Origin of the sequence: Proteiniphilum sp. (genome assembly GCF_034927365.1) — a bacterium.
Taxonomy (GTDB): Bacteria; Bacteroidota; Bacteroidia; order Bacteroidales; family Dysgonomonadaceae; genus Proteiniphilum.
On record NZ_JAYFQD010000007.1, the window covers coordinates 454,474 to 480,907 of the forward strand.

Genomic DNA, 26,434 nt, shown 5'->3' on the forward strand with positions numbered 1-26,434 from the left:
TATTTTCGCTATCTATCTTCTTTGTTTATTTTTTTTCTTTTTCTTCCCTTCGAAAGATTCATAGAATTGTTTCTTCTCTTTTTTCGCCCCATTTTCATCGCGTGATACCTCAACCACCAATTTTCTGTCTTCGATATACATTCCCTTAAAAGATTTCACTACTTTGGGTGACAACTCTTCGGGTATTTCAAAAAAGGAGAAATTTTTCATCAGGTCTATCCTACCCACCGGCACTTTGCCTTTTACATGCTCGTTGATAAAACCCATCAGGGTAGCCGGATTCACCCCATCCATCTTTCCGATATTGATAAACAGGCGGGCATATCCTTTTTCCGGTTGTACCACTCCACCTTTCTCACGCCTTCCTTTCTTATCTGACCATGCATCCTCTCTCCTGCCCTTCGATGATCTCTCTTCCGGTTCGTAAATCTCTTCTGCCTGCCGGTAATATTCAATGAGGCGATTGAACTCAAGTGAAACGACCCGTTTGATGATATCCTCTTTTTCGAGCCACTCCAACTTACGAAAAATCGAGGGTAATAACCTATCTATCTCCTCTTCGTTGACCTTTACTTTCTCAATCTTATCCACAAAATTAAACAGTTGCTTTTCGCAGATCAGGTCTCCTTTGGGGATAGTCCGTTTTTCAAATTGCTTGTTGATCAGTTTTTCGATCTGGGCAATTTTTCCCTTTTCCTTTATATGGATAATGGAGATTGAGGTTCCTGTCTTTCCGGCACGACCAGTCCTGCCGCTTCGGTGAGTGTACACTTCATAATCATCAGGTAATCCGAAATTAATGATATGGCTTACATCATCCACATCCAATCCCCGTGCAGCCACGTCGGTAGCCACCAATATCTGTAGATTGTGGTTCCTGTACTTACTCATTACATAATCGCGCTGCGCCTGCGACAGATCGCCATGCAACGAGTCCGCATCATATCCGTCCTGCATCAGTTTATCGGCAATCTCCTGTGTCTCTTTTCTGGTACGGCAAAATACAATACCATATATATTGGGATAGTAATCGACAATCCTTTTCAATGCGAGGTATTTATCTTTGGCATGTACCATATAATAAAGATGCCTTACGTTCTGTGCACCTTCATTCTTCCTACCGATAGTGATCTCCACCGGATCATTCATATACTTGCGGGTGATCTTCTCGATCTCCTTCGGCATGGTAGCCGAGAAGAGCAACATGGAGCGGCTCTCCGGCACACTGGAAAGGATTTCGTCAATGCTTTCCGAAAAACCCATATTCAGCATCTCGTCCGCTTCATCCAGTACAATAGTATGTACATTTTTCAATGAAACCGTTTTACGGTTGATCAGGTCGATAAGTCGTCCAGGAGTTGCCACAATAATGTGAACCCCTCTCTTTAATGTCCGTATCTGGCTTTCGATACTCGATCCGCCATATACGGGAAGTATTTTCAAGTCTTCCACATAGGTAGAGAAATCGGTCAGGTCCCCTGCGATTTGCAGGCATAACTCCCTGGTAGGGCACAGGATGACTGTTTGTGGCGATAATAATGAAAGATCTGTTTTCTGGATGACGGGAATGCCGAAGGCTGCCGTCTTGCCCGTACCGGTCTGTGCCAAGGCGATGATGTCTCTCGTGTAGGAGAGTAATTGCGGGATCACTTCTGCCTGTACCGGCATGGGATTTTCGAATCCCAATTCCTCTATAGCCTGCCGGATCTCCGGAATGACTCCCAATTCTTCAAATGTACTCATTGTATAAATAATTTTAGTGTGATGGGTATCGATGCTTCTCTTTACCCCACAACCACGACATGAAAGAAGAGAGAATTCAATGACAACCTATGATTTTATGATTTCGATTGGCGATGATTACCTGATACTCAAAAAAATCGTTTAAAAAATCATCCCGATTTTAAAATCGGATGCAAAGGTATGAAAATAAATTAAATAAGTAAGTGTAATGAATAAATAAATATCAGAATTGGTATAATAGATATTTCCTCAATAAAGATTTTTTTCCGGAGGTAACACGAAGTTCTTTTTCGAGATAATTATCGACCGAGCCATATTTTTCTTTTATATGGTCAATGACATAATTCAGATATGCCCTGTTAACGGAAAGCATGGCAGTAACTGCTTCCTGTAATGGCTCCGAAAGATTTTGAGCATCTATTTTCGCTTTTGCCGGATCAATCTCGCGGTTCGAAAGCATATAGTCATCTTCCAATGCAATGTGTGGAACACCTAAAGCGTAAAGTATAAAGTAAGAAGCTAATCCAACACCATCCTTACCTAATGATTCCGTAAGAAGAATAGGATAATTACTGTCGTTAGTCATTATATCGAACATTTCGCCGAATTGTTCCTTATGGTTTTCAACTATATCTACGTATGATTCCTGTACGTAGCGAATAGCATCACTCCTGTCGAAATTTTCATTATTAAGCTGATCATCAAGTTTTTCTCCATCCATCGGACTTAATGGAAGTGCTATTTTACGAATGGAGGGATGAAGAAGTAAAGGATATTTTTTTGCAGTCTTCACAGATCTGAAATCAATTACTGTCTTAATATTCAACCTTCGGATTCTATCCTGATCATATAGAGAAGCATCACTTAAATTACCAGATCTATATATTACTCCCCATTTTATCTGACGGTTATCGGCAGTGAAATATCCTCCTAAATCTCTAAAATTTTTTATATTATCCATTTCAATAATTCTATTTGCCACTACACCCGAATAGGCACCACCGGTGCGAAGCATAAAGAATTCTCTTACTTCCGATCCGGTAGGAGATACTCTTAAAACCTGATCGGCAATTTTTTTTGAGGTGAGGGGAGCGAAACTGGTAAAAGAACTGTCAGTGTGAGAAGAATAAATATCTATATTACCTTCCTGGTCAGGACTCACTTCCCACTTTAACAAATAATCCCCTTCCCTGTCCTTTTCAACGACAGAAGTAATTTTTACTGTTGACATACAGGAGTTTATATGAGTTAACAGCAAAAAAAGACATGATATGGAATATAGTTTTTTCATATCTCCTTCAAGAAACAAAACAAATATACGAAAAACTTTATACCAAAATGAATAGAAGGTAAAATGATTAACAATATATAATTATTCGTTTTTCTTTTTAATACTTAGTTTTTAGATATTTGGAATAAATTTTTATTCCCGTCATTTAGATTATCAAATACTATTTTTCCGATAAATCGGGACAAGTTATCCTGACAAGTTGAGGTCATCAAATACGACTGTTGATAACTTGTGAAATGAGTGTAGATAGAATTTGATAAAATGATTTGCAATACTGAAAAAACCAGTCTATCAAAAAAAATTTGACTTTACCTAAAAAAGATGTTTTTTTTATTGGAAAGATTTCGGCTACTTTTCAACAAAAAAAATATCCCATAAATGAAATTAATTATTAACTTTGCCCTTTGTAAACAGTTTATGATAACATTTGTAATTATCACATTTACAGATATAAAATAAAAAAAATCCTGTGAATAAACGTTGATAATATATGTTTTGAATTTAATAACGTCATTACCTATTTTTCAGAATAAAAATCATCAACAGTATCAACAGGCAATTATCAATATCATACTTTTTTTTAATTTTAAAACTATATATAATAAATATGTGTTCGGTTAAAAATCTTTGAAGGTTTTGAATTACGTAATTTGTAAAAATATAGCCATATGACAAAAGAAGAACTTATACAAAATATAAAGTTGCTGACGAAAGAGAAGAATGCTATTATACTGGCACATTACTACCAGGAACCTGAAATACAGGATATAGCTGATTTCGTTGGGGATAGCCTTGCGTTGGCTCAATGGGCTACTAAAACTTCGGCTGATATTATTGTTTTATGTGGAGTTCATTTTATGGGTGAAACAGCTAAAATACTGAGTCCGGAAAAACGTGTTTTTATTCCTGATTTAAATGCAGGTTGTTCTCTTGCTGAAAGTTGCCCTGCCATTCCATTTGAACAATTTGTCAATGCGCATCCCGATCATACAGTCATTTCTTATGTAAATACAACAGCAGCTGTGAAAGCACTCACAGATATAGTTGTGACTTCTACCAATGCTAAACAGATTGTAGAATCCCTCCCTGAAGATGAAAAGATAATTTTTGGTCCGGATAAAAATCTTGGAGATTATATCAATAAATTGACCGGAAGAAATATGCTTTTGTGGGATGGTGTATGTCATGTCCATGCGCAATTTTCTTTAGAGAGAATTCTGGAATTGAAAAAAAAATATCCGGATGCTTTATTGCTGGCACATCCGGAGTGTCCTAAATATCTGCTGGAAATAGCTGATCATGTGGGTTCTACTTCTTCTATTTTAAAATTCGCTACTAACTCAGAAAACAGACAATTTATCGTAGCTACGGAAGCCGGTATTTTACACCAAATGCAAAAAGAAAATCCGGATAAGGAATTTATTCCCGCTCCTCCTGAAGATTCCACTTGTGCTTGTAACGAGTGTTTTTATATGAAAATGAATACTTTAGAAAAATTATACCTTTGTTTGAAAAATGAAAAACCGGAAATTGTAGTAGATGAGGAGATAAGAATAAAGGCAGTGAAACCTATTGAGCGGATGCTGGAGATATCGGCAAAGTATGGTTTGTAGATTTTTTGTACCTTTACGCCCGCAAAATAAAAAATAAAACTTTGCTTTGCCTTTCCAGTCTTGATTCTTGGAGCGGAGCGATCTAAAAGTCTTAATATAATGGCTCTACAATGTGGTATTGTTGGACTTCCTAATGTGGGAAAATCTACTCTTTTTAATTGTTTGTCGAACGCGAAAGCACAGGCAGCGAATTTTCCGTTCTGTACTATCGAACCCAACGTAGGGGTTATTACTGTTCCTGATGAGCGTTTAAATAAATTAGCAGAATTGGTTCAGCCACACAAAATTGTACCTACTACTGTAGAGATTGTAGATATTGCCGGATTGGTAAAGGGAGCCAGTAAAGGAGAAGGTTTGGGGAATAAATTTCTGGCTAATATTCGTGAAACGGATGCTATATTGCATGTGCTCCGCTGTTTTGATGATGAGAATGTAACTCATGTAGATGGGCATGTAGATCCTGTAAGGGACAAGGAAATCATCGATGTAGAGTTGCAATTGAAAGACCTGGAAACCATAGAAGCCCGTATTAATAAGGTAGAAAAGCAGGCTAAGACTGGTGGTGATAAAGATGCCAAACTAGCTTTCGATGTATATTCAAAAATAAGAGAGGCCTTGTTGCAGGGTAATTCGGCACGTACTGTAATTCTTGATACCAGAGATGAAAACAAAATTGCACGTGAGCTTTTTCTTTTGACAGCAAAACCTGTAATGTATGTATGTAATGTGGATGAAGCTAGTGCGGTGGGAGGAAATAAATATGTTGAATCTGTGAGAGAATCTGTGAAAAATGAGAATGCACAGATATTGGTAGTAGCAGCTAAAATTGAATCTGAAATAGCCGAGTTTGATACATATGAAGAACGTGAAATGTTTCTGAACGAGATTGGTCTGGAAGAATCCGGTGTGGGTCGTCTTATTAAATCTGCCTATAAATTGTTGAATTTACAAACATTTCTTACTGCCGGTGTACAGGAAGTACGCGCATGGACTTTTCAGAAAGGTTGGAAAGCTCCACAGTGTGCAGGTGTCATCCATACCGACTTCGAGAAGGGATTTATTCGTGCAGAAGTGATCAAATATGAGGATTATATTGCATACGGATCGGAATCTGCAGTGAAAGAAGCAGGTAAAATGAGTGTGGAAGGAAAGGAATATGTAGTTCAGGACGGTGATATCATGCATTTCAGATTTAATGTGTAAATAATAAGTAATTCACTATTTATTTAGAATGGGTATAAATAAGGATTAAATAGCTCAAATATGCTGTAAAACATATAAATTAATTTTCAATTAATCGATTAACTCACTACTTTTGTGCTAACTTACGTTATAAGTATATATTGATGTGGAAAAGGTTTCCTTAAAAATAATTGCAAAGGAGTTAGGGGTCTCTGCAGCCACTGTGTCGCTTGTTTTGAATGGAAAGAACAAGAACGGCAGAGTAAGTGATGAGATGTCTAAAAAGATTATTGATAAGGCATCAGAATTACATTATATACCCAATAGTCTGGCTAAAGGCTTAAAAATGGGACATTCAAAATCAATTGGACTGATAGTCGCTGATATTTCTAACGTATTTTTTGGTACGCTGGCATTACATATTCAGAATTATGCCGAAAAAGAGGGATATACAGTAATTATTGGCAATACCAATGAAAAGTTGGAAGAGATGGAGAAAATAATCTCTTTTCTTAGTTCAAGGCAGGTAGACGGTCTCATTATTACTCCCGCCGAGGGAAGTGAAGTTTTAATTGATTCGATTTTTAAAAGTAAAAAGCCGTTAGTTTTAGTAGATAGATGTTTTCCGGAATTGAATGTTCCTTCGGTTCTGATCAATAATTATGAAGTCTGTTACCGTTCCACGAAGCAACTAATTGATCAGGGATATAAAAATATGGCATTCATAACATACCGGCAGGATCAATTTCATACGAATGAGCGTAAGAGAGGATTCATAGAAGCAATGTATAATAATGGGTTATATGATCCTCATTATGTGAAAGAGGTAAGCTATCAATGTCTGGAAAAAGACATGGACAAAGCAATTTCCCAATTGTTGAAGAGTGAAAAAAAAGTGGATACTATTTTTTTTGCAACCAATACTATTTCCATTGCAGGAGTAAAATCGCTGCTTAAGCATGGGATTTCCATTCAAAAAGACATCCAGGTAATGTGTTTCGATGAGACCGATGCTATTAATTTATTTCCTTTCAGAGTGCCCTTTATAAAACAGCCTATTGAAGAGATGGCAAAGAAAGCTTTGGAATTGTTGATCGTACAAATAGAAAAAAAAGATGTAGAAACTCATAAATTTTTTCTGGAAGCAGAATTATTTATTTGATGATTTTTATATTGCTAGTTAAACGTTTAATTTAAAGACTATATGGTTAGAGATGCAAGTAACAAGTAATCAGGTAGTAAATAGTTTTTAGATTTTAGTTAAACGTTTAATTTTATTCATCAATATATAATAATATACAGATCTTTCATAAGTAAAGTATTGATATTATAATATTCAAAAAATTAGGTTGTATGAAACAAGTTTATCCTAAAATCGGAATCCGTCCGGTGATTGACGGAAGGCGTGGAGGTATCAGGGAATCCCTTGAAGATACCACTATGAATTTGGCAAAAAGTGTTGAGAAATTATACCGCGAGAACTTGCGTTATCCTGACGGTTCTCCGGTAGAGTGTGTAATTGCGGATACTTGCATAGGAGGTGTAAGAGAGGCCGCTTTGTGTGCGGAAAAGTTTGAAAGGGAGAATGTGGGTCTTTCCCTGTCTGTTACTCCTTGTTGGTGTTATGGATCAGAGACTATTGACATGAATCCGAATATTCCGAAAGCGATCTGGGGATTCAATGGTACGGAGCGTCCCGGGGCGGTTTATCTCTCTGCAGCGTTGGCGGTGCATAACCAGAAAGGATTACCTGCTTTCGGTATTTATGGAAGAGAAGTGCAAGATATGAATGATCCCAGGATACCGGACGATGTACAGGAAAAATTGCTTCGTTTCGCGAAGGCAGGACTTGCCGTAGCGATAATGAGGGGGAAATCATATCTTTCTATCGGTTCTGTCTCTATGGGAATCGGGGGTTCGATGACCAATCCCGATTTTTTACAGGAATATCTGGGTATGCGTACTGAATTTGTGGATGCAAGCGAAATCCTTCGTCGTATTCAATTGGAGATCTATGATAAGGATGAATTTGCCAAAGCGATGCAATGGACTAGAGAAAATTGTATGCCCAATGAAGGGGAGGATTTTAATCCGGAGCATCTGAAACATAGTCGTGCGAAGAAGGATGAAAACTGGGAATTTGTAGTTAAAATGACCTTGATCATGCGTGATCTGATGATCGGGAATCCGGCACTCGATGCTATGGGATATGGAGAGGAAGCTCTTGGCCATAATGCCATAGCAGGGGGATTCCAGGGACAACGCCAATGGACCGATTTCCTGCCCGATGGAGATTTCTCGGAAGCGATCCTGAATTCATCATTCGACTGGAATGGAATCCGGAAGCCATTTACTTTTGCTACGGAAGATGATCATCTCAATGGTATCAGTATGTTGTTTAACCAACTGATTACCAATACTTCACAGATCTTTGCCGACGTACGCACCTATTGGAGTCCTGAAGCCATTGAACGGGTAAGCGGATGGAAACCGGATGGAATAATGAAAGATGGTGTGATTCATCTTATCAACTCCGGTTCATGTACCCTCGACGGTACCGGACAGCAATCCGACGAAAACGGTAATCCCGTAATGAAACCTTTCTGGGAAATAAGTGAGGAAGAGGTTCAAAAAATGCTTGATGCAACTACCTGGTATCCCGCATCGCTTGAGTATATGCGGGGTGGTGGTTATTCTTCCCAATTCCTTACCAGGGCAGGTATGCCGGTGACTATGTGCCGGCTGAACATGATTAAAGGATTGGGTCCTGTACTTCAGATTGCAGAAGGTTGGACCGCTACTTTCCCGGAAGAAGTTTTCAATATCATTAATAAGCGTACTGACAAGACCTGGCCCTCCACTTTCTTCGTACCCCGTATTACCGGTAAAGGCCGTTTTACCGATATTTACTCGGTGATGAACTATTGGGGAGCGAATCATGGGGCTATCAGTTATGGCCATATTGGTGCTGATCTGATCACACTGGCATCAGCGCTTTCAATCCCTGTAAATATGCATAATGTAAGTGATGACAAGATCTTCCGTCCCGATGCATGGTCAGCATTCGGTTCCGACAATGAAGGGGCAGACTATAGAGCTTGTGTTGCTTATGGTCCGTTGTACAGATAGGATATAGTATGAGTAACTAAGGCATTCGTCCGGCGAATACCTTAGTTACTGGTTATATGACATCAAAATAAAATTCCAAATAAACAGAGACAATGAAGAAAAATGATTTTACAATGATGAGGCTAAGCATCCTTATACTGGGGATTATGCTTTCATTTCCTCTTTTTTCCCAAACGGGTTCGATGGGAGATATGTTTGAACTGGCAAAAATGAAATCGGGTATGAAAAACAAGAGGATATCCAGTACTGATCCCACAGGGAAGAATCGTGACCATCTGGAGCCTTTTAAACCTGGTGAAAAACGCACTATTGCGGAGATAAAAGGTACTGGTGTGATTAATCATATCTGGGTTACCATAGCACCACCACCCGGTGAATTGAGTAGGAATGATATCATTATCAGGATGTATTGGGACGGCAATGATTATCCCTCTGTGGAATCGCCAATCGGGCCTTTCTTTGGCCAGGGATGGGATGAACGGTATAACTACGCCTCTCTCCCTCTTTCGGCCGGGCCTGAAAACGGGACAGGGATGAGCAGTTACTTCGCGATGCCCTTTGAGAAAGGGGCAAGGATAGAAATAGAAAATCAGACCGACAAGACAATCAATGCATTTTATTTCTATGTAGACTATTTGGAGATGACAAAACTTCCGGAAGGCACAGGCCGCTTTCACGCCTGGTATAATCACAGTCTGACGGAGGCTTTGCCGGAAGGTGAAACCGAGTGGGAGCTTGTCGGACCTCAACAGCCCAATAAAGCCGGAGAGAGAAATTATGTTTTTATTGAAACCAAAGGAAAAGGCCATTTCGTAGGTATCAATTATTACGTGCACTCTCCCACTCCCATGTGGTATGGTGAGGGAGATGATATGTGGTTTATCGATGGAGAAAAGACTCCATCCCTCATCGGAACCGGTACGGAAGATTTCTTCAATACCTCCTGGTGTCCCAAAGAACCTTTCTCTCATCCCCATTTCGGTTATCCAAGGGTTAATCATGATATAGGATGGTTGGGAAGAACCCATGTGTATCGCTTCTTTATCAATGATCCCATCTTCTTTGAAACAGAAGTGAAAGGTACTATCGAATCGGGGCACAACAATAATCTCACACTTGATTTGGCTACTGTAGCTTACTGGTATCAGGACAAGGCTGTGAAATTACCTGCGGCACCTTCCAAAGAAGTACGTAAGCCTAAACCATTCATTAACCATATGGATATACACCGGTGGAGAGATGCATGGCGGAAAGCTAAAGGAAATGATCCTCAATTGTGGGGAAACGAGTAATAAGATATTCTTTCTGAAAACCGGTCCATACATTTGGAGATATGATAAAGATATATCTCATCATTTATCAAAAAATGGGCTCTATCTACAACCACGGAAAACCAGAAGCCCGAGGAATAAACCTAAGGACATCGTATAGTCCTTGGGGAATCTGTGGTCGGAATCCAAAACCATATTTCGTCCTAAGAGGGCGGAAGGGTATAAAATAGTGTTGATCAAGGCTATCTCAAAGAAGAATTAATGTGAATTCTATTGTTTTGACAAATTAAACAGTTAAAAATTAATCACAAGAGAGTATGAAAAACAGGCTTTTTGACAAATTGTTTCTTATCGTTTTCTTATGTATAGGAAACATATTGTGTGGTATGGCACAAGCGGGACATAAAGTGACCGGGCGTGTTATGGATACCAATAATGAACTTCTCATCGGAGTAAATGTGATGGAAGTAGGAACTACCAATGGTACGGTGACAGATATAAATGGTACCTATACTATTCATATAACATCGGAAGATGCAGTTCTCCGTTTCAGCTATATCGGCTTCAAGGAAACAGACATTCAAATAGGGAGGCAGGGAATTATTGATGTATTTTTGAAGGAGGAGACAGAAGCACTCGATGAAGTAGTGGTTATAGGATATGGAACCCAAAAGAAGATTTCGGTTACGGGTGCTGTTTCGAATGCCGAAATAAAATCCCTTCAATCGGTTCCCGCAGCTTCTTTATCGAATGCACTGGGAGGGACTATTCCCGGTATAATTACCCGTCAATCCAGCGGAGAACCGGGGTTCGACGGTGCTGCCCTTTATATACGGGGTATGGCAACGTTGAATACCGGATCGAATTTTACTTCTCCACTTGTTTTGGTAGATGGTGTTGAACGAGATATTAATGTTGTCAATGTACAGGAGATTGAAAGTTTTACTATATTGAAAGATGCTTCGGCTACAGCAGTATACGGTGTACAAGGTGCAAATGGAGTAATTCTTATCACCACAAAAAAGGGAATACAAGGAAAGCCGAAAGTAACTTATCGCGGTGAATATGCTACACTTCAGGGTGTGCGTTTTCCTCAATATATTGAAGCTTACGAATTTGCCACATTGATGAATGAAGCCTCTTTCAATTCCAGGCTATCATCATTACCCTGGTCTTCTGATGACATTCAAAAATTCAAGGATGGATCCGATCCATATCTTTATCCTAACGTAAACTGGATAAACGAGGTATTCAAGAAAGACACCTGGCAAACCACGCATAACCTGAATGTTTCGGGAGGTAATGAAGTGGCACGTTATTATATCAATCTCGGATATATCGGGAAAGATGGCTTATATCGGGAAGATAAGTCGCATGATTGGGAAACTAACGGAGGTAAGTTCCGACGTTATAATCTGAGATCGAATATAGACGTCAATGTTACCAGGGAGTTGTCTGTTGAATTAGGGTTAGCCACCACCATACAAAATCGGAGTTATCAGGGTACTAGCGCCGGTGCTATTTGGTCCGCCATACGTCAGACATCACCTTTGATTTATCCTGTAAGAAATCCCGACGGATCAATTGCCGGTGGAGGTACAACTGCATACCTCATCGGTAATCCGTATGGTTTGGCAACACAATCGGGCTATACACAGATGTATATAGGGAACAATCAGGGGAATTTATCTGCTCGCTGGGACTTATCTAAACTTGTAACATCAGGTTTGTCGGTAAGCGGTAAATTTGCATTCGACCACTATTACAAAAATGAAGTAGCCCGGCGGGTTGATTTTGAAGTGAAGCAGGTAACAAGCCGTAATGAAGATGGTGATTATGTCTATCGCACCTGGCGTGAACAGGGAACGATGGGTTATAAGGTAGATATCCAGGATTCCAGTTATTCCATGTATTGGGAGGGCGCTCTCAATTATGCCCGCAGGTTTGGTTTTCATGACGTGGCAGCCATGTTGCTTCTCAACAGAAAAGAGTATAAAAACCTTACTGCCGGTAATTCGATAGATAATTTGCCCAACCGTCATCAGGGTCTTGTCGGAAGATTTTCCTATAATTATGGCAACCGCTATCTGGGAGAGTTTAATTTTGGATATAACGGTTCGGAACAGTTCCCTAAAGGAAACAGGTATGGCTTTTTTCCTTCTCTTTCCTTGGGATGGGTAGTATCGAGTGAAGAATTCTGGAATCCTGCTGTGGTAAACAATCTCAAATTGAGGGGATCAGCAGGAAAAGTAGGTAGCGATCTGGTAAGTGGTGACCGTTTTCTGTATGTAACTGCTGTCAATACCAATGCTGTTGGATATTGGTATGGTTCCGGACAAACCTGGTTGAGTGGAATTGAAGAAAAGAAGTTCGGTGTGGGCTTAACCTGGGAAACATCCACCAAGTATAACCTGGGATTGGATATTGGCCTGTTTAAGGTATTCAGTTTGCAAATTGATGCATTCAAGGAGCGTCGCGAGAATATTCTGTTGAAAAGAGCACAGTTACCCGCTCTTATAGGATTGGTTCCCCATGGTACTCCTTATGGTAACGTAGGTATCGTGGATAATAAAGGTTTTGATACTGCTATTGAGCTGAAAAATACAACATCTTATGGATTGACCTATTCTTTAAGGGGAAACTTCACTTTTGCCCGTAATAAGATAGTGGAAGACGATACACCAACTCCTGCTGAACCTTATCAGCAGACAAGAGGTACATCGCTTACGCAAGCATTTGCACTGGTGGCTGAAGGTTTATTCAAAGACCAGCAAGAGATAGATAACTGGGCCAAATCCGAATTTCAGACCACGATCATACCCGGAGACATAAAGTACAAGGATATGAATGAGGATGGGGTTATCAATGAAAAAGACAGAGTATTTATCGGGCATCCCCAAATTCCCGAAATTATGTTTGGTTTTGGCGGAGGTCTGGCATATAAACAGTTTGATCTGTCCATGCAGTTCTCAGGCGTAGCCAACCGCAGTACTTTCCTTACCCAGGAGGGAATGTACCCCTTCTCACTGGAATATCCGAATTATAACGTATTGAGAGAGTATTACGATAAGCGTTGGGTACCAGGTGCCGACAATTCGAGAGCCAAATATCCGACGGTTATTGCCGCCAATAATGTGCATAACAACCGCAATTCGACGATTTATATGCGTGATGCGAGTTATGTGAAATTACAAAATGCAGAAATTGGTTACACGTTACCTGAACACTGGATAAAAAGAGTGCAAATTGCAGGAATCAGGATTTTTGTGAACGGTACTAATCTATTGACGTTTGACAAACTCAAAATTATAGATCCGGAGCAGAATATCAGTGATGCTTATCCGTTACAGCGCACCATAAATTTTGGAACTCAAATTAACTTCTAATTTTTTATATTATGAGGACAAGGATATTACAATATACAGCGATCCTTCTTGTAACAGTTTGGATATCATCATGTGACGATTATCTTGATAAACTGCCCGAAGGAGATATGACCGTAGAAGAAGTGTTCGAGAATTATACAACCGCGAAACGTTGGTTGGCAAATACCTATATGCATTTGCCGGCAGAGTTGAATTATATGTGTGATTTGAATGACACCTGGGCCAGGAATCCATTTACAGCCGGATGCGATGAAATGGAAATAGCATATGGTGGTGCTGCTTCGCATTATCTCAATAATGGTTCTCTGAATTCGAGCAATTCTAAAACGATTAGTCCTGTATGGCATGAGTGTTTTATGGGAATCCGTAAAGCAAACATCTTTCTGGAAAACATAGATAATACTCCGTTACCTGAAGAGAGTAACGCAGTAGAGTTTACCGAAGCAATCCGTAATCAATGGAAAGGGGAGGCTTATCTTTTAAGGGCTTTTGCATACTATCAGCTAGTGAGGACTTATGGACCGGTACCTATTAGCGACCATGTACTTCCGACAAGCGGTGACTACACCACTATTAAGCGAAATACGCTGGAAGAATGTATTCAATTTATCGTGGATGATTGCGACCGGGCTATATCCCTGTTGCCGGTACGGTTTACGGGAGAAAATCTGGGAAGGGCCTCAGGAGGAGCTGCCATGGCATTGAAATCGAGAATATTACTTTATGCTGCATCCCCTATTTATAACGGACATGAGTATTTTAAAGATTTTACTGACAATGAGGGCAATCATTTGTTTCCCACCAGTTACGATGCTACTAAATGGAGTAAGGCAGCAGCAGCGGCATTGGAATGTATAAACGCACTGGAGGCTGCGGGTCATAAGCTATATACTACAAAACTCCCGAATTATGTGAATAACTACCGCGGTATTCACCAGGAACTTTATAATGAAGAGTGGATCTTCTGGAGAAATGTGGAGTGGTATAACCATTTGGACAACTGTGGAACGATGCTTAGTCTAAAGGGTTTTTCAATTTTGAATCCTACCCAGGAGATGGTCGATGCGTACCATATGGCTAACGGCATGGTTCCCATAACCGGTTATGAAAGCGATGGAGTGACACCCAGAATTAATACGGCATCGGGATATGAAGAAAGTGGTTATACCCCAGTTGAAGGAGACAATGGCTGGAGTCCGGCTGGTATTCGAAAAATGTATGCGAACCGCGAGCCACGTTTTTACGCATCCATCAATTTTGCAGGACAAAGGTGGCTGGGAACCACTTGCGATTTCTGGTATACAGGGAAGGATGGACGAAGAGGTGCCGGTAGCGATTATTGCAAAACAGGGTACCTCATTGCAAAAATTATTAATCCCGAAGCGAATCCTTCTACCGGAGCAGGGTATAGTAGAAAAGCCTGGCTTTATATGAGGTTGGCAGAGATTTATTTGAACTATGCAGAAGCCATCAATGAAGCGGAGGGGCCTGCAAAAGCATATCTGTACGTAAATAGAATCCGGTCCAGAGCCGGAATTGCCGATTTGCCGACGGGTTTGGATAAAGACGCAATGAGGGAGGCTATCCACCGTGAGCGTAGGATCGAATTGGCTTTTGAAGGTCAAAGGTATTTCGATGTTCGTCGTTGGGGAACAGCGGAGATCACGGAGAACAGGCCGATTCATTGTATGAACATTATGGCAGGAACCCATTTGCAGGATAATGCTTTTTATGAAAGAATTAAATGTGAAGATCGGGTATTTGATAAAAAGAAACATTATTGGTTCCCGATTCCTCAAACTGAGATTGATATAACCCGGCGTTCTTTGGTTCAGAATCCCGGTTGGACTGAAGATGAATAGGTAGCATATAAATATTGATAATAAATAATTTAATCGTATGAAATCAATTCATATTATAATATGTTTCTGTTTTTCTGTGCTTTTACTTGGTTCGTGCGCAGAAGAGGTTGGTTATGAGAAAGGTGAAAACAGGCCTTATGTGAGGATCCCGGAGCGTGATATCATAATGGAAAGTGATGATGATAATAAGATTACCATTACTCCGATATTTGATAGTGAGGCAACAGCCCAAGGAAGTTTTAAATGGAGTGTTGCTGATCAGGATTTAGTCAATCTCGTCGAGAATGGGGATAATTCCGTTACCATCACAGGATTAAAAGCAGGGAAGACTTATCTGAAAATAGTGTCGGCAGATGAAAAGTTGCAATATACTTCGACTTTACAGATTAATCAGGCATTTCAATTTAATTATCCTATATTCCTTGACTTTGGCACAATAAAGTCGGATCCCCCCTTCAACTCCATGTTGAATTCGGGAAACAAATTGCAGGGACTGGTAGATCAAAAAGGGTTTGTATCCAAATATGCCATTGAGGTTGAAGGATCATTCAATACGCTGGACAGAGGTTCTCATACCAATGTATTGGGATTTCCGGATAATGTTTCTTTCGATATGTTTTTCAATGATGGCATTCATGTTGCTTCGGCCGGATTTATTCTGTCTAATTTGAAACGGGGAACGAAGTATACATTTATCATCTATGCCAATATTGATGATGGCAACGTTACCCAGACGGAATATACAGCTAAGGGACAAAATGAAAAGAGTGGACTTTTATTTACCTCCAGGAATCCGTCTAATGTTGTCATATTGGAAGATATAATCGCTGATGATAACCAAAAAATAAAGTTGAATCTCAAGCCGGGCCCCGATAATACACAATGGGCTTTATTCTATGGTATTACAGCAATGATTATCGTTCCTGAAAATTATGATTTGAATTCACTTTTTAATTAGTGGTATAAGCTAGATTCATTTTATATGGCTATATTCGTGGGACTGCAATCATAGGTAGTCAGTTTTGCAGTTCCACGAATAGGATTATTTTCAGGTGAATTCAACAACTTATAAGACAAAAACAAATGACCAATCGTAGATCGTTTATCAAGAAAATAGGTTTGGGTACCATTGCAGCATCAAATGTTCCCGGTTTCATGTCGGCAGATAGTTTGTTAAAGCATAATAATCCCGAAAGTTTGAATTTTCAGTTTGAGAGGACAAGTCGAAGCTATAATAGCGAGTATAGCAACGAATATTTAAGTAAGCTTGCTTTTCCGATTGGAGGCATTGGTGCCGGTATGTTTTGTCTGGAGGGAACTGGAGCCATTTCACATTTGTCTGTCAACAATCGTCCTGAAATATATAATACACCTTATGCCTTTGCAGCAATCAGCGTTAAGGGGATAGAGAATGGAGCAAAAGTGCTGGAGTCAACCGTACCTACCTGGAAGTTGTTCGGTCCCCGTGGTAGTGGAAATGGTTTGGGAAACAGGAGTTACGGATTACCGAGGTTTGAGAAAGGCTCTTTTTTAGCTCGTTTCCCCTTTGGAATTATATCTTTGGAAGATAAAGATATTCCAATGGATGTAAAAATTACCGGTTGGAGTCCCTTTATCCCCACTGATGAGAATAACTCAAGTCTTCCGGTGGGTGTACTGGAATATTCCTTTAAGAATAAATCGAACAGTGTGATTGAAGCCGTCTTCTCATATAACACCCGTAATTTTGTGGACGAAAAAGGATCTATATCCAAACAGAAGAATGGTTTCAGGATGACCAAATCGGGGATTGGTAGTGATAATGGTGTGGGAGGATTTGCCATTTACCTCGATGATGATCACGCCGTGACCGATCATTGCTGGTTCAGGGGTGGGTGGTTTGATTCTCAAACGATCCTTTGGGATAATATCAGGAATACAAAGATTATTGAAAACCCACCCATTCAAGGAGTCTCTCCCGGCGCATCTGTCTATCTGCCGATCAAATTGAATCCAGATGAAGAAAAAATAGTGAAAGTCAATTTCTGCTGGTATCTTCCCAAATCGGATTTATCTATAGGGCAACAAATCGTAACCGGTCCGGCATTCACCGGCAAAGCAACAAAACGACCGGTGCAGAATCAGCAGACGGTGTCGGGTTATGCCGGAGAAGGCTTACTGAACAGTTTTGATCCAAATGGGGATGGACAGATAGGAATATTGGTCTCTCACGGATTTACCATCAGCAAAAGGTATCTTAAATTCTTAGTGGGAGGGGGCAATAAGAAAGATAAGACCTCCGTCAACTTATTGATAGATGATCAGATTGTCGAGATTGCTACTGGAAATAATACAGAGCAGTTGACCGAGGTAATCTGGGATTTAAAAAAATATGTCGGAAAAACCGGACGACTGAAAATTATTGATCTCGATACATCGGCATGGGGACATATCCTTGCCGACCAGTTTGTGTTAACTGACCGTCACGACGAGAACCTCTCCTCCCCTTCTTCCGGAGCAATCGTGTTGGCCGATTTTGAAAATGATTATTCAGATGGCTGGGAAATTATTGAACCCGAAGTGATGGGGCTCTCAAATCCTGAGAACTCCTATTACCGCCCTTGGTATGCCAACCGTTTTGATAGTCTGGACAGTGTAGTACAATATTGGAATGAGAATGTGGCACTCCTGCGGAAAAATTCTGAACTGTTTACCCGTTCTTTTTATGAATCTACTCTGCCAGCCGAGGTGCTGGAAGCGGTGGCTGCCAACCTGACCATTTTGAAATCACCGACCGTCCTACGTGTATTCGATGGACGGCTCTGGGCATGGGAGGGATGTAATGATGATTCGGGCTGCTGCCATGGGAGCTGCACCCATGTATGGAACTATGCACAGGCTATTCCGCATCTTTTCCCGGCTTTGGAACGCACATTGCGTGAGACGGAATTCAAAGTGAGCCAGGATGATAAAGGACATCAGAATTTCAGGACCAATATCCCCATCACTCCGACTGATCATAGTTTTCATGCTGCAGCAGACGGACAATTGGGAGGAATCATGAAAGTGTACCGGGATTGGAGGATCAGTGGAGATACAGCATGGATGAAATCCCTCTATCCTTACGTGAAGAAAAGTCTCGATTATTGTATACGCACTTGGGATCCCAAAAAGAAAGGATGTCTCGAGGAACCCCATCATAATACTTATGATATTGAATTCTGGGGCCCTGACGGGATGTGTACCAGTTTCTATCTGGGTGCGCTTACCGCTTTTATCGAGATGAGCAAGGCATTGAAAGAGCCTTATAAAGAGTATCAGGTTTTACTGGCAAAAGGTAAAAAATATATGGAGGATAACCTCTTCGACGGAGAATACTTTATTCAGAAGATTCAATGGGAAGGGCTGGAAGCCCCTAACCCGGTAAATGTACAATCCTTTGGAGGCGCTTATTCAGAAGAGGCAATCGCTTTATTGCAGAAAGAGGGTCCCAAATATCAGTATGGTACCGGTTGTCTTTCAGATGGAATTTTAGGGATGTGGATCGCCTCTGTGTGCGGACTTCCGGAGACTGTGGACAATAATATGGTTACCAGTCATCTGAAGGCTGTACATAAATATAATCTAAAAACAACACTACTCGATCATTATAATCCCCAACGGCCGACTTATGCTTGTGGTGAAGATGGAGGTTTGTTGCTCTGTTCATGGCCGAAAGGAGGTGCTCTATCTCTGCCGTTTGTGTATAGTAACGAGGTGTGGACCGGTATTGAATACCAAGTGGCAAGTCATTTGATGTTGAAAGGAGAAGTAGAAAAGGGATTGGAAATAGTGCGTGTTTGTCGTGACAGGTACGACGGTTCAGTACGAAATCCATTTAACGAGTATGAATGTGGCCATTGGTATGCCAGGGCAATGGCAAGTTACGGGTTGTTACAGGGATTGACCGGCATTTATTATGATACTGTAGAGAAAACACTGCATATCAATTCTCAGATTGGCGATTTCACCTGTTTTATAAGTACTGAATCAGGATTCGGTACAGTAGCATATAATGCGGGTAAACCAAACCTGAATGTGGTGTATGGAACAATCGAAGTGAATAGGTATAATATTAGTGGTAAAGAGATTAATGTTTCATGAGAAAGCAAATTGATCATATAATTCGGATAAATCATGCTGTAAGTGAGGAAGAAATTCTATATTTGCTAAATATTGGTAATTTATTCCGTCATAGTTTGGGATATGTTGGCAAAAGTGAGGATTCTATACCGTAAATAATAATTTATCATTATCATAAAACGACAACCATTATGCGTCTAAACAGATTTTTTTATGCAATGCTTATTTGGGTAACAGGTACTTTAGTTCAAGCACAAAACCGTGATTTCAACGGCCTGGATATGAATATGGGTAATCTTTACCGTCTTTCTAATGCTGAGTCCCGCTCTATCAGCCCTGAAAATTTTACCGGAGAAAAAGGGAAAGGGGGAATGGCTCTGCCCGACACCAATGCACCCCGTAATACCGCCAATGCCACAACCCCCGCCCGCGACTTGGGGCAGGGTTGGAAAGTGAATCCGTTTGTGACGATCAATCCCGGTGAAACCTTTACCATGGCGGAAATTGATGGTCCCGGTGCTATTCAGCATATATGGATGACACCCACAGGTAACTGGCGCTTTTCCATTATCCGTATCTATTGGGATGATGAAACCGAACCATCGGTGGAGGCGCCGGTGGGTGATTTCTTCGGTATGGGCTGGAACGAATATGCTCCTCTGAATTCCCTGCCGGTAACCGTCAACCCTGGAAGTGCATTCAACTGCTACTGGGTGATGCCGTTCCGTAAAAAGTGCAGGATCACTATGACCAATATCAATGATGAACTGCCGATGAATCTCTATTATCAGGTCGACTATACATTGACAGATGTGCCCGACGATGCAGCCTATTTCCATGCGCAATTCCGTCGCACAAAAGTGAATAAAACATCCGATTACACTATTATTGACGGAATAAAGGGTGAAGGACATTATGTAGGTGTTTACATGGCCTGGCAGGTGAATAATAATGGCTGGTGGGGCGAAGGAGAGATTAAATTCTTCATGGATGGCGACAAGCAATTCCCCACTATTATCGGAACCGGTACTGAAGATTATTTCTGTGGATCGTATAACTTCGACCGCAATGGGAGATATATAACTTTTACAACACCTTATGCGGGTTTGGTACAGGTATTACCCCCTGATATCACCTACAGATCAGGACAAAGATTTGGATTGTACCGTTGGCATGTAATGGATCCGATACGGTTTAAGAAAGACCTGAGAATCACGATCCAGGATCTGGGATGGAGGCATGGGCATCGTTATCTGCCACAACAATCGGATATCTCCTCCACAACTTTCTGGTATCAGAAAGAGCCCCATGCTCCGTTTCCAAAATTTCCTTCATGGCAAGAGTTAGAAATAAACTGATCATATACAATTTATAACAGAATAAATTTATCGGCTTGACAAATCCGATAGTTAGATATATAAATAAAAAATGAAAAATAATTCTATCAAGCTTTTATTATCAGCAATATGCATTGCAGCAGTTTTTCAGGTAAACAGCCAGAACCAGACCTATCGGTGGAGTGATGAATTGGAACTTTTAAAGAGAGTGGACCGGTTACCTGCCTATCGGGAGAATCAACTGATGGAACAGGAGTCGAGTTACGACCGTACGGGTGGGAATAACGACGGATTCAATGGCACTTATTCTTTTATCCGTAAGGAGAAAGAGGGACTGGTGCTGGCTGAATTCGAAGGACCGGGTGTGGTAAACCGGATATGGACCCCTACTCCAACGAATGATACATTATTGTTTTACTTCGATGGAGAACGTGTACCACGCCTGAAGATACGTTTTATGGATCTTTTTTCGGGAGAGGTTGAACCTTTCATAAAGCCGGTTTGTGGTAACGAAATAGGAGGATATTACTGCTATATCCCTATTCCATTTGCAAAATCATTGAAGATCGTGTTCAAGGGAGAGCAGATTATGTTTCACCAAATTCAATACCGTAAACTTCCGGGAATGAAAGTAGAAAGCTGGACCGGTAATTTCAGTGCATCAGACCGGGAACTATTGGCAGAGGTGAGTAATGTGTGGGCTGATATATCACCCACTGTAGACCGCTATGCCTTGGGATTATCGACCAATATCCGTACCGAAGAGAAATCATTCACTATTGAGCCGGGTGAAGAGGTCGCTTTCTTCGATAAAAAAACTGCGGGTCGTATCGTCGGTTTTGAGATTGATGGTGGTACTGCGTTTGAAGGGATTTATAAGGACATGATCCTTTCTGCCAAATGGGATAATGAACAAATAGAGGCCATTCATGCACCTTTGGCCGATTTCTTCGGTTACGCCTACGGAAAGCCTGCCATGCGAAGCATCGTGATGGGGCGACAGGGGACTTCCAATTACTGCTATCTGCCCATGCCTTTTGACCGTTCGGCTTCGATGAAATTGATTTATGGGAAGAGGGAAGGAGTACAACAGAATGCTATTCCGGTAACCGTGAAAGTCTATTATAACGATAACGCTAGGAAGGGAAAGGAAGAGGGTAAGTTCTACGCTGTCTGGAGAAGGGAAAAGCCTGAACCGGAACAGTTTTATACTTTTATGGAAACCAAAGGGAAGGGGCATTATATTGGAACCGTCCACCAGGCACAGGGCTTGCGCCCGGGTATGACCCTTTTCTTCGAGGGAGATGATAGTACCTATGTGGATGGAAAAATGCGTATGCACGGTACCGGTTCGGAAGATTATTATAACGGAGGATGGTATGCGTTGCTCGACCGTTGGGACAGAGGAATCAGCATGCCAATCCACGGTTCACTCGATTACTCCTTACCGATGGCACGTACCGGAGGTTACCGCTTCTTCCTTTCGGATAAAATCTCTTTCGAAAAAGAGATCTATCATGGCATGGAACATGGAGAGGTGGCTAATAATTTCCCGGTGGATTATACTTCGGTGGCATTTTTCTATGCTGAGCAGCCATTGAAGGAGCGTATGGAGCCGATCGCGGATTTGAGAGAGGTTTACTTTCCTGAAAAGCATATCTATTTCCCTCAGTTGATGGAGATAACCCTTGACAGGGGAATACAGGCGATCCTTGACAGAGGGCTGATGCTTACTTGTTTTGGACAGGGTGCCGTCAGAGTGATACTTACCGATGTACCCGAAGGAAAATACAGGGTATTGGTTAACTACCACGAAAAGCCGAATGGCGCCGATTTCCAGGTATGGCAGCGTCAGAAGCAGCTTTCGGAATGGATATCGACCAGAGCCGGCAAAGAGTCCTTTAAGGAAAATGTGTATGTGGGGGATATACAGCTCACACCCCAGACAAACTCCGTCACTTTCCATGTGAGGAACAATGGGAAAGCCGATCAGTTCGAACTCAATTTGATTATTCTTGAAAGAATATATTGATTTGTTGATGAGAAGATGATAAAAAGGGTTATTTATATAGTATTTGGCTTAGTGATGGCTTCCTCTTGCGTTCAATCAAAGGATATGAAGTCGGAGGATCAATCTCATAAGGTAGTGTTGAAAGTACCCAAGCCGCTCAGGAATGCCGTTGAAAAGATTGAGTACGACCTGTTAGGTGGAGAGAAAGGAACTAGTACAATCAAGGTCATTGACGATAATTGCTTCTATATACAACTTAGTTTCTCATCTGATCAGATTGTCCGGCAGGACGACTGGCAGGTGGCGATCACACCGGGTTTTATCCCCTCCTTTCACTGGGCACCTCATCTTACACCTACCAACCGTCATATCATTGATCAGCATGTGTTCCGTTCCCCGGTACTGATCATGGCCGATGACCGGCAGGTGATAACCCTTATCCCCGATCTGGGCATCATGAAAAAGGGAACCCCTGTAAGGTGGTATCTCGATATGGATGCTGAAGACAATAAGCTGGTATTAGGAATGAGCAACAGTAAGGTCGATGATCATGTGCTGTTTATGCGGGAACCCGGGGCAGAATATCCGGCGGGTGAAATGGAGATCGGCTTTTATCTGATGGTGCACAACGATGAAGCGTCACTGAAAAATCCTTTCAGGAAACCGCTCGATTTTCTCTGGAGCCGATGGGGACATGATCTGTATCAGGCAGGAAATCCGGTAAATTCGGACTTGGAACGGTATGTGGAGCATACCTACAGCTGGGCTTTCAATAGTTGGGCGGAGAATGTGTGGCAGGAGTTTTCACTGGATGGAAAAAAAGTGGGTTCGCCGGTGTTCATCGTGAATGTCACCCAGAGCCCCAATTACCCGGGAGAAGTCAATGAGCGGGAATTCCGCTCGGTATGGAACCAGGCCTGGTTCAGTTCCCTGCGCTCTGCCGCTGGATTGTACCGTTATGCCAGGAGGACAAACAATGAGCAATTAAAGGAAAAAGCGTTGCTCACGAAGGAACTGGCACTCTCCTACCCGCAAAAGGATGGCTTTTTTTACGGTTTGATCGGTACAGAAATGCACGAAGTGGAGATTGACGGCAGAAAATATTACCGTAGTAAAGGGTGGGATACCCATTATTGGGGAAATTCAAACCGTAATCCCTATACCTGGAATCCGATCGAATCGCCCTTCCATATTCTTGATATGAGTTGGACGGCACTGTTGATGCTTCGCTGGTATGACGAGCTTGAGAAGGATGTACGATTGTTGCATTATGCAGAGGAATATGCTGTATCGCTGCTTGGTCTCCAGTCGGAAGATGGCTTTTTTCCGGGATGGCTCGACTTGCACACATTGCAACCGATGGACCAATTGAATAATTCGCCCGAAACTTCCATGTCGGTTACCTTTCTTCTGAAACTCTATGAACTGACAGAAAAACAGGAATATAAAGAAGCCGCACTCAAAGCCATTGAAGCAGTTATCCGTGATATCATTCCTGCGGGTAGATGGGAAGATTTTGAGACCTACTGGTCCTGTTCACGTTATGGCGGTGATATGGTCGGAAAAAAGTTCTCCCGCAATAACATGTATAAACAAAATAATTTCTCGATGTTCTGGACGGCGGAAGCACTTTTCGAGGCATATCGGCTGACTAAGGAGAAGCGATACCTGGAGCAGGGGCAACGTACCCTCGATGAGATGCTGATGACCCAGGCATCATGGCAACCACCCTATATGTATGTGAATGTACTCGGTGGCTTCGGAGTGTTGAATGCTGATGCCGAGTGGAATGACTCCCGCCAAAGCCTCTTTTCCGAGTTGATCCTGCAATACGGTAAATTATTGGATAGTGATGAGTATAGTGAGAGAGGATGGGCTGCATTGAAAGCATCCTTTGTGATGATGTACAGTCCTTTCAATCCTGTCACCAAAGCGCAGTGGGAAAAAGTCTACCCCTTTTTCGGAGAGAAAGACTATGGTTTTATGATGGAGAACTATGGTCATGGGGGACGTACCAGTCCCGAAGGCGAGGGAATGGGTGAATTTACAATATATGATTGGGGAAACGGGGCTGCAGCAGAGGCCTATAACCGTATTTTCGACAAGTTCGGAAAAATCAAATAAATTTAAATAGACAAATAAGGAGATGAATAAAATAGAATTAAAACAAGTCTATCGCATTTTGTTGCCTGTTATGATCGGAGGTGCTATTTTGCTCTCCTGCACAGGTAACAGGAAAACAACAGAAAACATGGAAAAGGAATATCAAAAGGGAACTTTCGGATATGATCTGGAGTATTTGTCCGAAAAAGATGGGGAATTGATTGTGCTGAAATCGGATGATGAAAAGGCACAGGTAATAGTGTCCGGAAAGTATCAGGGTAAAGTATTTACCTCTACCGCCAATGGGCCGGAAGGCAATAGCCACGGATTTGTCAATTACAACTTCTTTGATAAAGGGGTAGTGGATGAACATATGAACGGCTTCGGCGGAGAGGATCGCTTATGGCTCGGTCCGGAAGGAGGAAAATATTCTGTTTACTTTGAACCGGGAGCAGAGCAGGTCTATGATAACTGGCATACACCCAAAGCCATTGATATCGAAGAATGGCAGGTAAGCAGTGTGACAGCAAAGGAAGCTGTTTTTTTCAAGCAGATGGAACAAAAAAACTATTTGGGGAATATCCTGAGTATTGCAATAGAGCGTAAGGTTTCGCTGCTTTCTTCCGGTGAGATAGGCAATAAGTTACAGGTAGAGATCCCGGAAGGTGTAAATGCGGTAGCCTATGTAACGGAAAACAGGATTATCAACGGCAATGACTTCGAGTGGACACCAGAGACGGGAACTGTCTGTATCTGGATGCTCGATATGATCAATCCATCCGATGCGGCCGTTACCGTGATTCCTTATAATACCGGTGATGAGAAAGAATTAGGTAAGGTGGCGACATCCGATTATTTCGGTGAAATTCCTGCAGACCGTTTGAAGGACGATAATGGGATCCTCTTTTTCAAAACCGATGGAAAGTCAAGAGGTAAACTGGGGATGAACGCAAAGCGCACCAAATCGATTGCAGGGAATTACGATCCTCTTGCCAAGCGGCTGACTATCGTCACATTCAATGCCGATCCTGAGGCTACCTATCTCAATCAGGAATGGAATCCTGATAAAGAACCGCTGGTGGGAGACGCCTTGAATGCCTATAACGATGGTCCTCTGGAAGATGGAACCATTATGGGGCCTTTTCTGGAACTCGAGAGCTGTTCTCCTGCTGCCTTCCTGAAACCGGGAGAGTCGTTGTCTCACAAACACAACGTCTTCCATTTCACAGGTGAGGAAGAAATCCTCTCCCCTATCGCGGAGAAAGTGCTGGGCGTATCACTGGAGAAAGTCAGGAATATCTTTTGACCCAGTCTTCCCCGAGGCTTATAAATATCATAATTCTTACGTAATAATATAAAGCAAGAAAGGAACTGGGAATAAAAGTAAAAATCTATCTTTTGAAGA

Annotated in this window: 15 protein-coding genes; 13 read left to right on the forward strand and 2 right to left on the reverse strand. The window is 41.6% G+C overall.

The window, feature by feature from the left end:
* Nucleotides 1-12: 12 nt before the first annotated feature.
* Nucleotides 13-1,743 (reverse strand): DEAD/DEAH box helicase, encoded by a 1,731-nt coding sequence (locus tag VB073_RS05425; protein ID WP_323403122.1) that lies wholly within the window; start codon nt 1,741-1,743, stop codon nt 13-15.
* Between the two features lie 223 nt (nt 1,744-1,966).
* Nucleotides 1,967-2,974, reverse strand: coding sequence for a tyrosine-protein phosphatase (locus VB073_RS05430; RefSeq protein WP_323403123.1), 1,008 nt, complete (start codon nt 2,972-2,974; stop codon nt 1,967-1,969).
* Between the two features lie 728 nt (nt 2,975-3,702).
* On the opposite strand from VB073_RS05430, the gene nadA reads away from it, so the two are divergent.
* The 13 genes from nadA to VB073_RS05495 all read left to right on the forward strand — a co-directional run bounded on the left by nadA (nt 3,703) and on the right by VB073_RS05495 (nt 26,335).
* The gene (gene nadA, locus VB073_RS05435; protein WP_323403124.1) at nt 3,703-4,647 is read left to right on the forward strand and encodes a quinolinate synthase NadA; all 945 of its coding nucleotides are present in this window, start codon (nt 3,703-3,705) and stop codon (nt 4,645-4,647) included.
* Nucleotides 4,648-4,746: 99 nt separating this feature from the next.
* Complete coding sequence (ychF, locus tag VB073_RS05440; RefSeq protein ID WP_323403125.1) at nt 4,747-5,850, forward strand: redox-regulated ATPase YchF; 1,104 nt, start codon at nt 4,747-4,749, stop codon at nt 5,848-5,850.
* Nucleotides 5,851-5,995: 145 nt separating this feature from the next.
* Entirely contained in the window at nt 5,996-6,991 is a 996-nt protein-coding gene (locus VB073_RS05445; protein WP_323403126.1) for a LacI family DNA-binding transcriptional regulator, read from the forward strand.
* A 191-nt stretch (nt 6,992-7,182) separates the two neighbouring features.
* Nucleotides 7,183-8,958 carry an L-fucose isomerase gene (locus VB073_RS05450; protein ID WP_323403127.1) on the forward strand — a complete coding sequence of 592 codons (1,776 nt, stop codon included), beginning with the start codon at nt 7,183-7,185 and terminating at the stop codon, nt 8,956-8,958.
* Between the two features lie 92 nt (nt 8,959-9,050).
* Nucleotides 9,051-10,250 (forward strand): glycoside hydrolase family 172 protein, encoded by a 1,200-nt coding sequence (locus VB073_RS05455; RefSeq protein WP_323403128.1) that lies wholly within the window; start codon nt 9,051-9,053, stop codon nt 10,248-10,250.
* A gap of 365 nt (nt 10,251-10,615) precedes the next feature.
* Nucleotides 10,616-13,615 (forward strand): TonB-dependent receptor, encoded by a 3,000-nt coding sequence (locus VB073_RS05460; RefSeq protein WP_323403129.1) that lies wholly within the window; start codon nt 10,616-10,618, stop codon nt 13,613-13,615.
* A gap of 11 nt (nt 13,616-13,626) precedes the next feature.
* Entirely contained in the window at nt 13,627-15,477 is a 1,851-nt protein-coding gene (locus tag VB073_RS05465; protein WP_323403130.1) for a RagB/SusD family nutrient uptake outer membrane protein, read from the forward strand.
* A gap of 37 nt (nt 15,478-15,514) precedes the next feature.
* Nucleotides 15,515-16,435, forward strand: a complete 921-nt coding sequence (locus VB073_RS05470; RefSeq protein ID WP_323403131.1) for a hypothetical protein — start codon at nt 15,515-15,517, stop codon at nt 16,433-16,435.
* A gap of 125 nt (nt 16,436-16,560) precedes the next feature.
* Nucleotides 16,561-19,599, forward strand: coding sequence for a GH116 family glycosyl hydrolase (locus VB073_RS05475; RefSeq protein WP_323403132.1), 3,039 nt, complete (start codon nt 16,561-16,563; stop codon nt 19,597-19,599).
* A 170-nt stretch (nt 19,600-19,769) separates the two neighbouring features.
* On the forward strand, nt 19,770-20,936 hold the full coding sequence (locus tag VB073_RS05480) for a glycoside hydrolase family 172 protein (protein ID WP_416349499.1): 1,167 nt from the start codon (nt 19,770-19,772) through the stop codon (nt 20,934-20,936).
* Between the two features lie 70 nt (nt 20,937-21,006).
* Nucleotides 21,007-22,947, forward strand: a complete 1,941-nt coding sequence (locus VB073_RS05485; RefSeq protein WP_323403133.1) for a glycoside hydrolase family 172 protein — start codon at nt 21,007-21,009, stop codon at nt 22,945-22,947.
* A gap of 84 nt (nt 22,948-23,031) precedes the next feature.
* Nucleotides 23,032-25,050 (forward strand): hypothetical protein, encoded by a 2,019-nt coding sequence (locus tag VB073_RS05490; RefSeq protein ID WP_323403134.1) that lies wholly within the window; start codon nt 23,032-23,034, stop codon nt 25,048-25,050.
* A gap of 22 nt (nt 25,051-25,072) precedes the next feature.
* A complete protein-coding gene (locus VB073_RS05495; protein ID WP_323403135.1) occupies nt 25,073-26,335 on the forward strand; it encodes a DUF6786 family protein in 1,263 nt (420 codons plus the stop codon).
* The last annotated feature ends 99 nt before the right edge of the window (nt 26,336-26,434 follow it).

Excerpts from the sequence above, each read along its gene's own strand:
- VB073_RS05465 (WP_323403130.1), top strand. The coding sequence starts at position 13,627 with ATGAGGACAAGGATATTACAATATACAGCGATCCTTCTTGTAACAGTT.
- VB073_RS05460 (WP_323403129.1), top strand. The coding sequence starts at position 10,616 with ATGGCACAAGCGGGACATAAAGTGACCGGGCGTGTTATGGATACCAAT.
- nadA (WP_323403124.1), top strand. The coding sequence starts at position 3,703 with ATGACAAAAGAAGAACTTATACAAAATATAAAGTTGCTGACGAAAGAG.
- VB073_RS05425 (WP_323403122.1), bottom strand. The coding sequence starts at position 1,743 with ATGAGTACATTTGAAGAATTGGGAGTCATTCCGGAGATCCGGCAGGCT.
- VB073_RS05475 (WP_323403132.1), top strand. The coding sequence starts at position 16,561 with ATGACCAATCGTAGATCGTTTATCAAGAAAATAGGTTTGGGTACCATT.
- VB073_RS05490 (WP_323403134.1), top strand. The coding sequence starts at position 23,032 with ATGAAGTCGGAGGATCAATCTCATAAGGTAGTGTTGAAAGTACCCAAG.
- VB073_RS05470 (WP_323403131.1), top strand. The coding sequence starts at position 15,515 with ATGAAATCAATTCATATTATAATATGTTTCTGTTTTTCTGTGCTTTTA.
- VB073_RS05450 (WP_323403127.1), top strand. The coding sequence starts at position 7,183 with ATGAAACAAGTTTATCCTAAAATCGGAATCCGTCCGGTGATTGACGGA.
- VB073_RS05430 (WP_323403123.1), bottom strand. The coding sequence starts at position 2,974 with ATGTCAACAGTAAAAATTACTTCTGTCGTTGAAAAGGACAGGGAAGGG.
- VB073_RS05455 (WP_323403128.1), top strand. The coding sequence starts at position 9,051 with ATGAAGAAAAATGATTTTACAATGATGAGGCTAAGCATCCTTATACTG.
- VB073_RS05480 (WP_416349499.1), top strand. The coding sequence starts at position 19,770 with ATGCGTCTAAACAGATTTTTTTATGCAATGCTTATTTGGGTAACAGGT.
- VB073_RS05485 (WP_323403133.1), top strand. The coding sequence starts at position 21,007 with ATGAAAAATAATTCTATCAAGCTTTTATTATCAGCAATATGCATTGCA.
- ychF (WP_323403125.1), top strand. The coding sequence starts at position 4,747 with ATGGCTCTACAATGTGGTATTGTTGGACTTCCTAATGTGGGAAAATCT.
- VB073_RS05495 (WP_323403135.1), top strand. The coding sequence starts at position 25,073 with ATGAATAAAATAGAATTAAAACAAGTCTATCGCATTTTGTTGCCTGTT.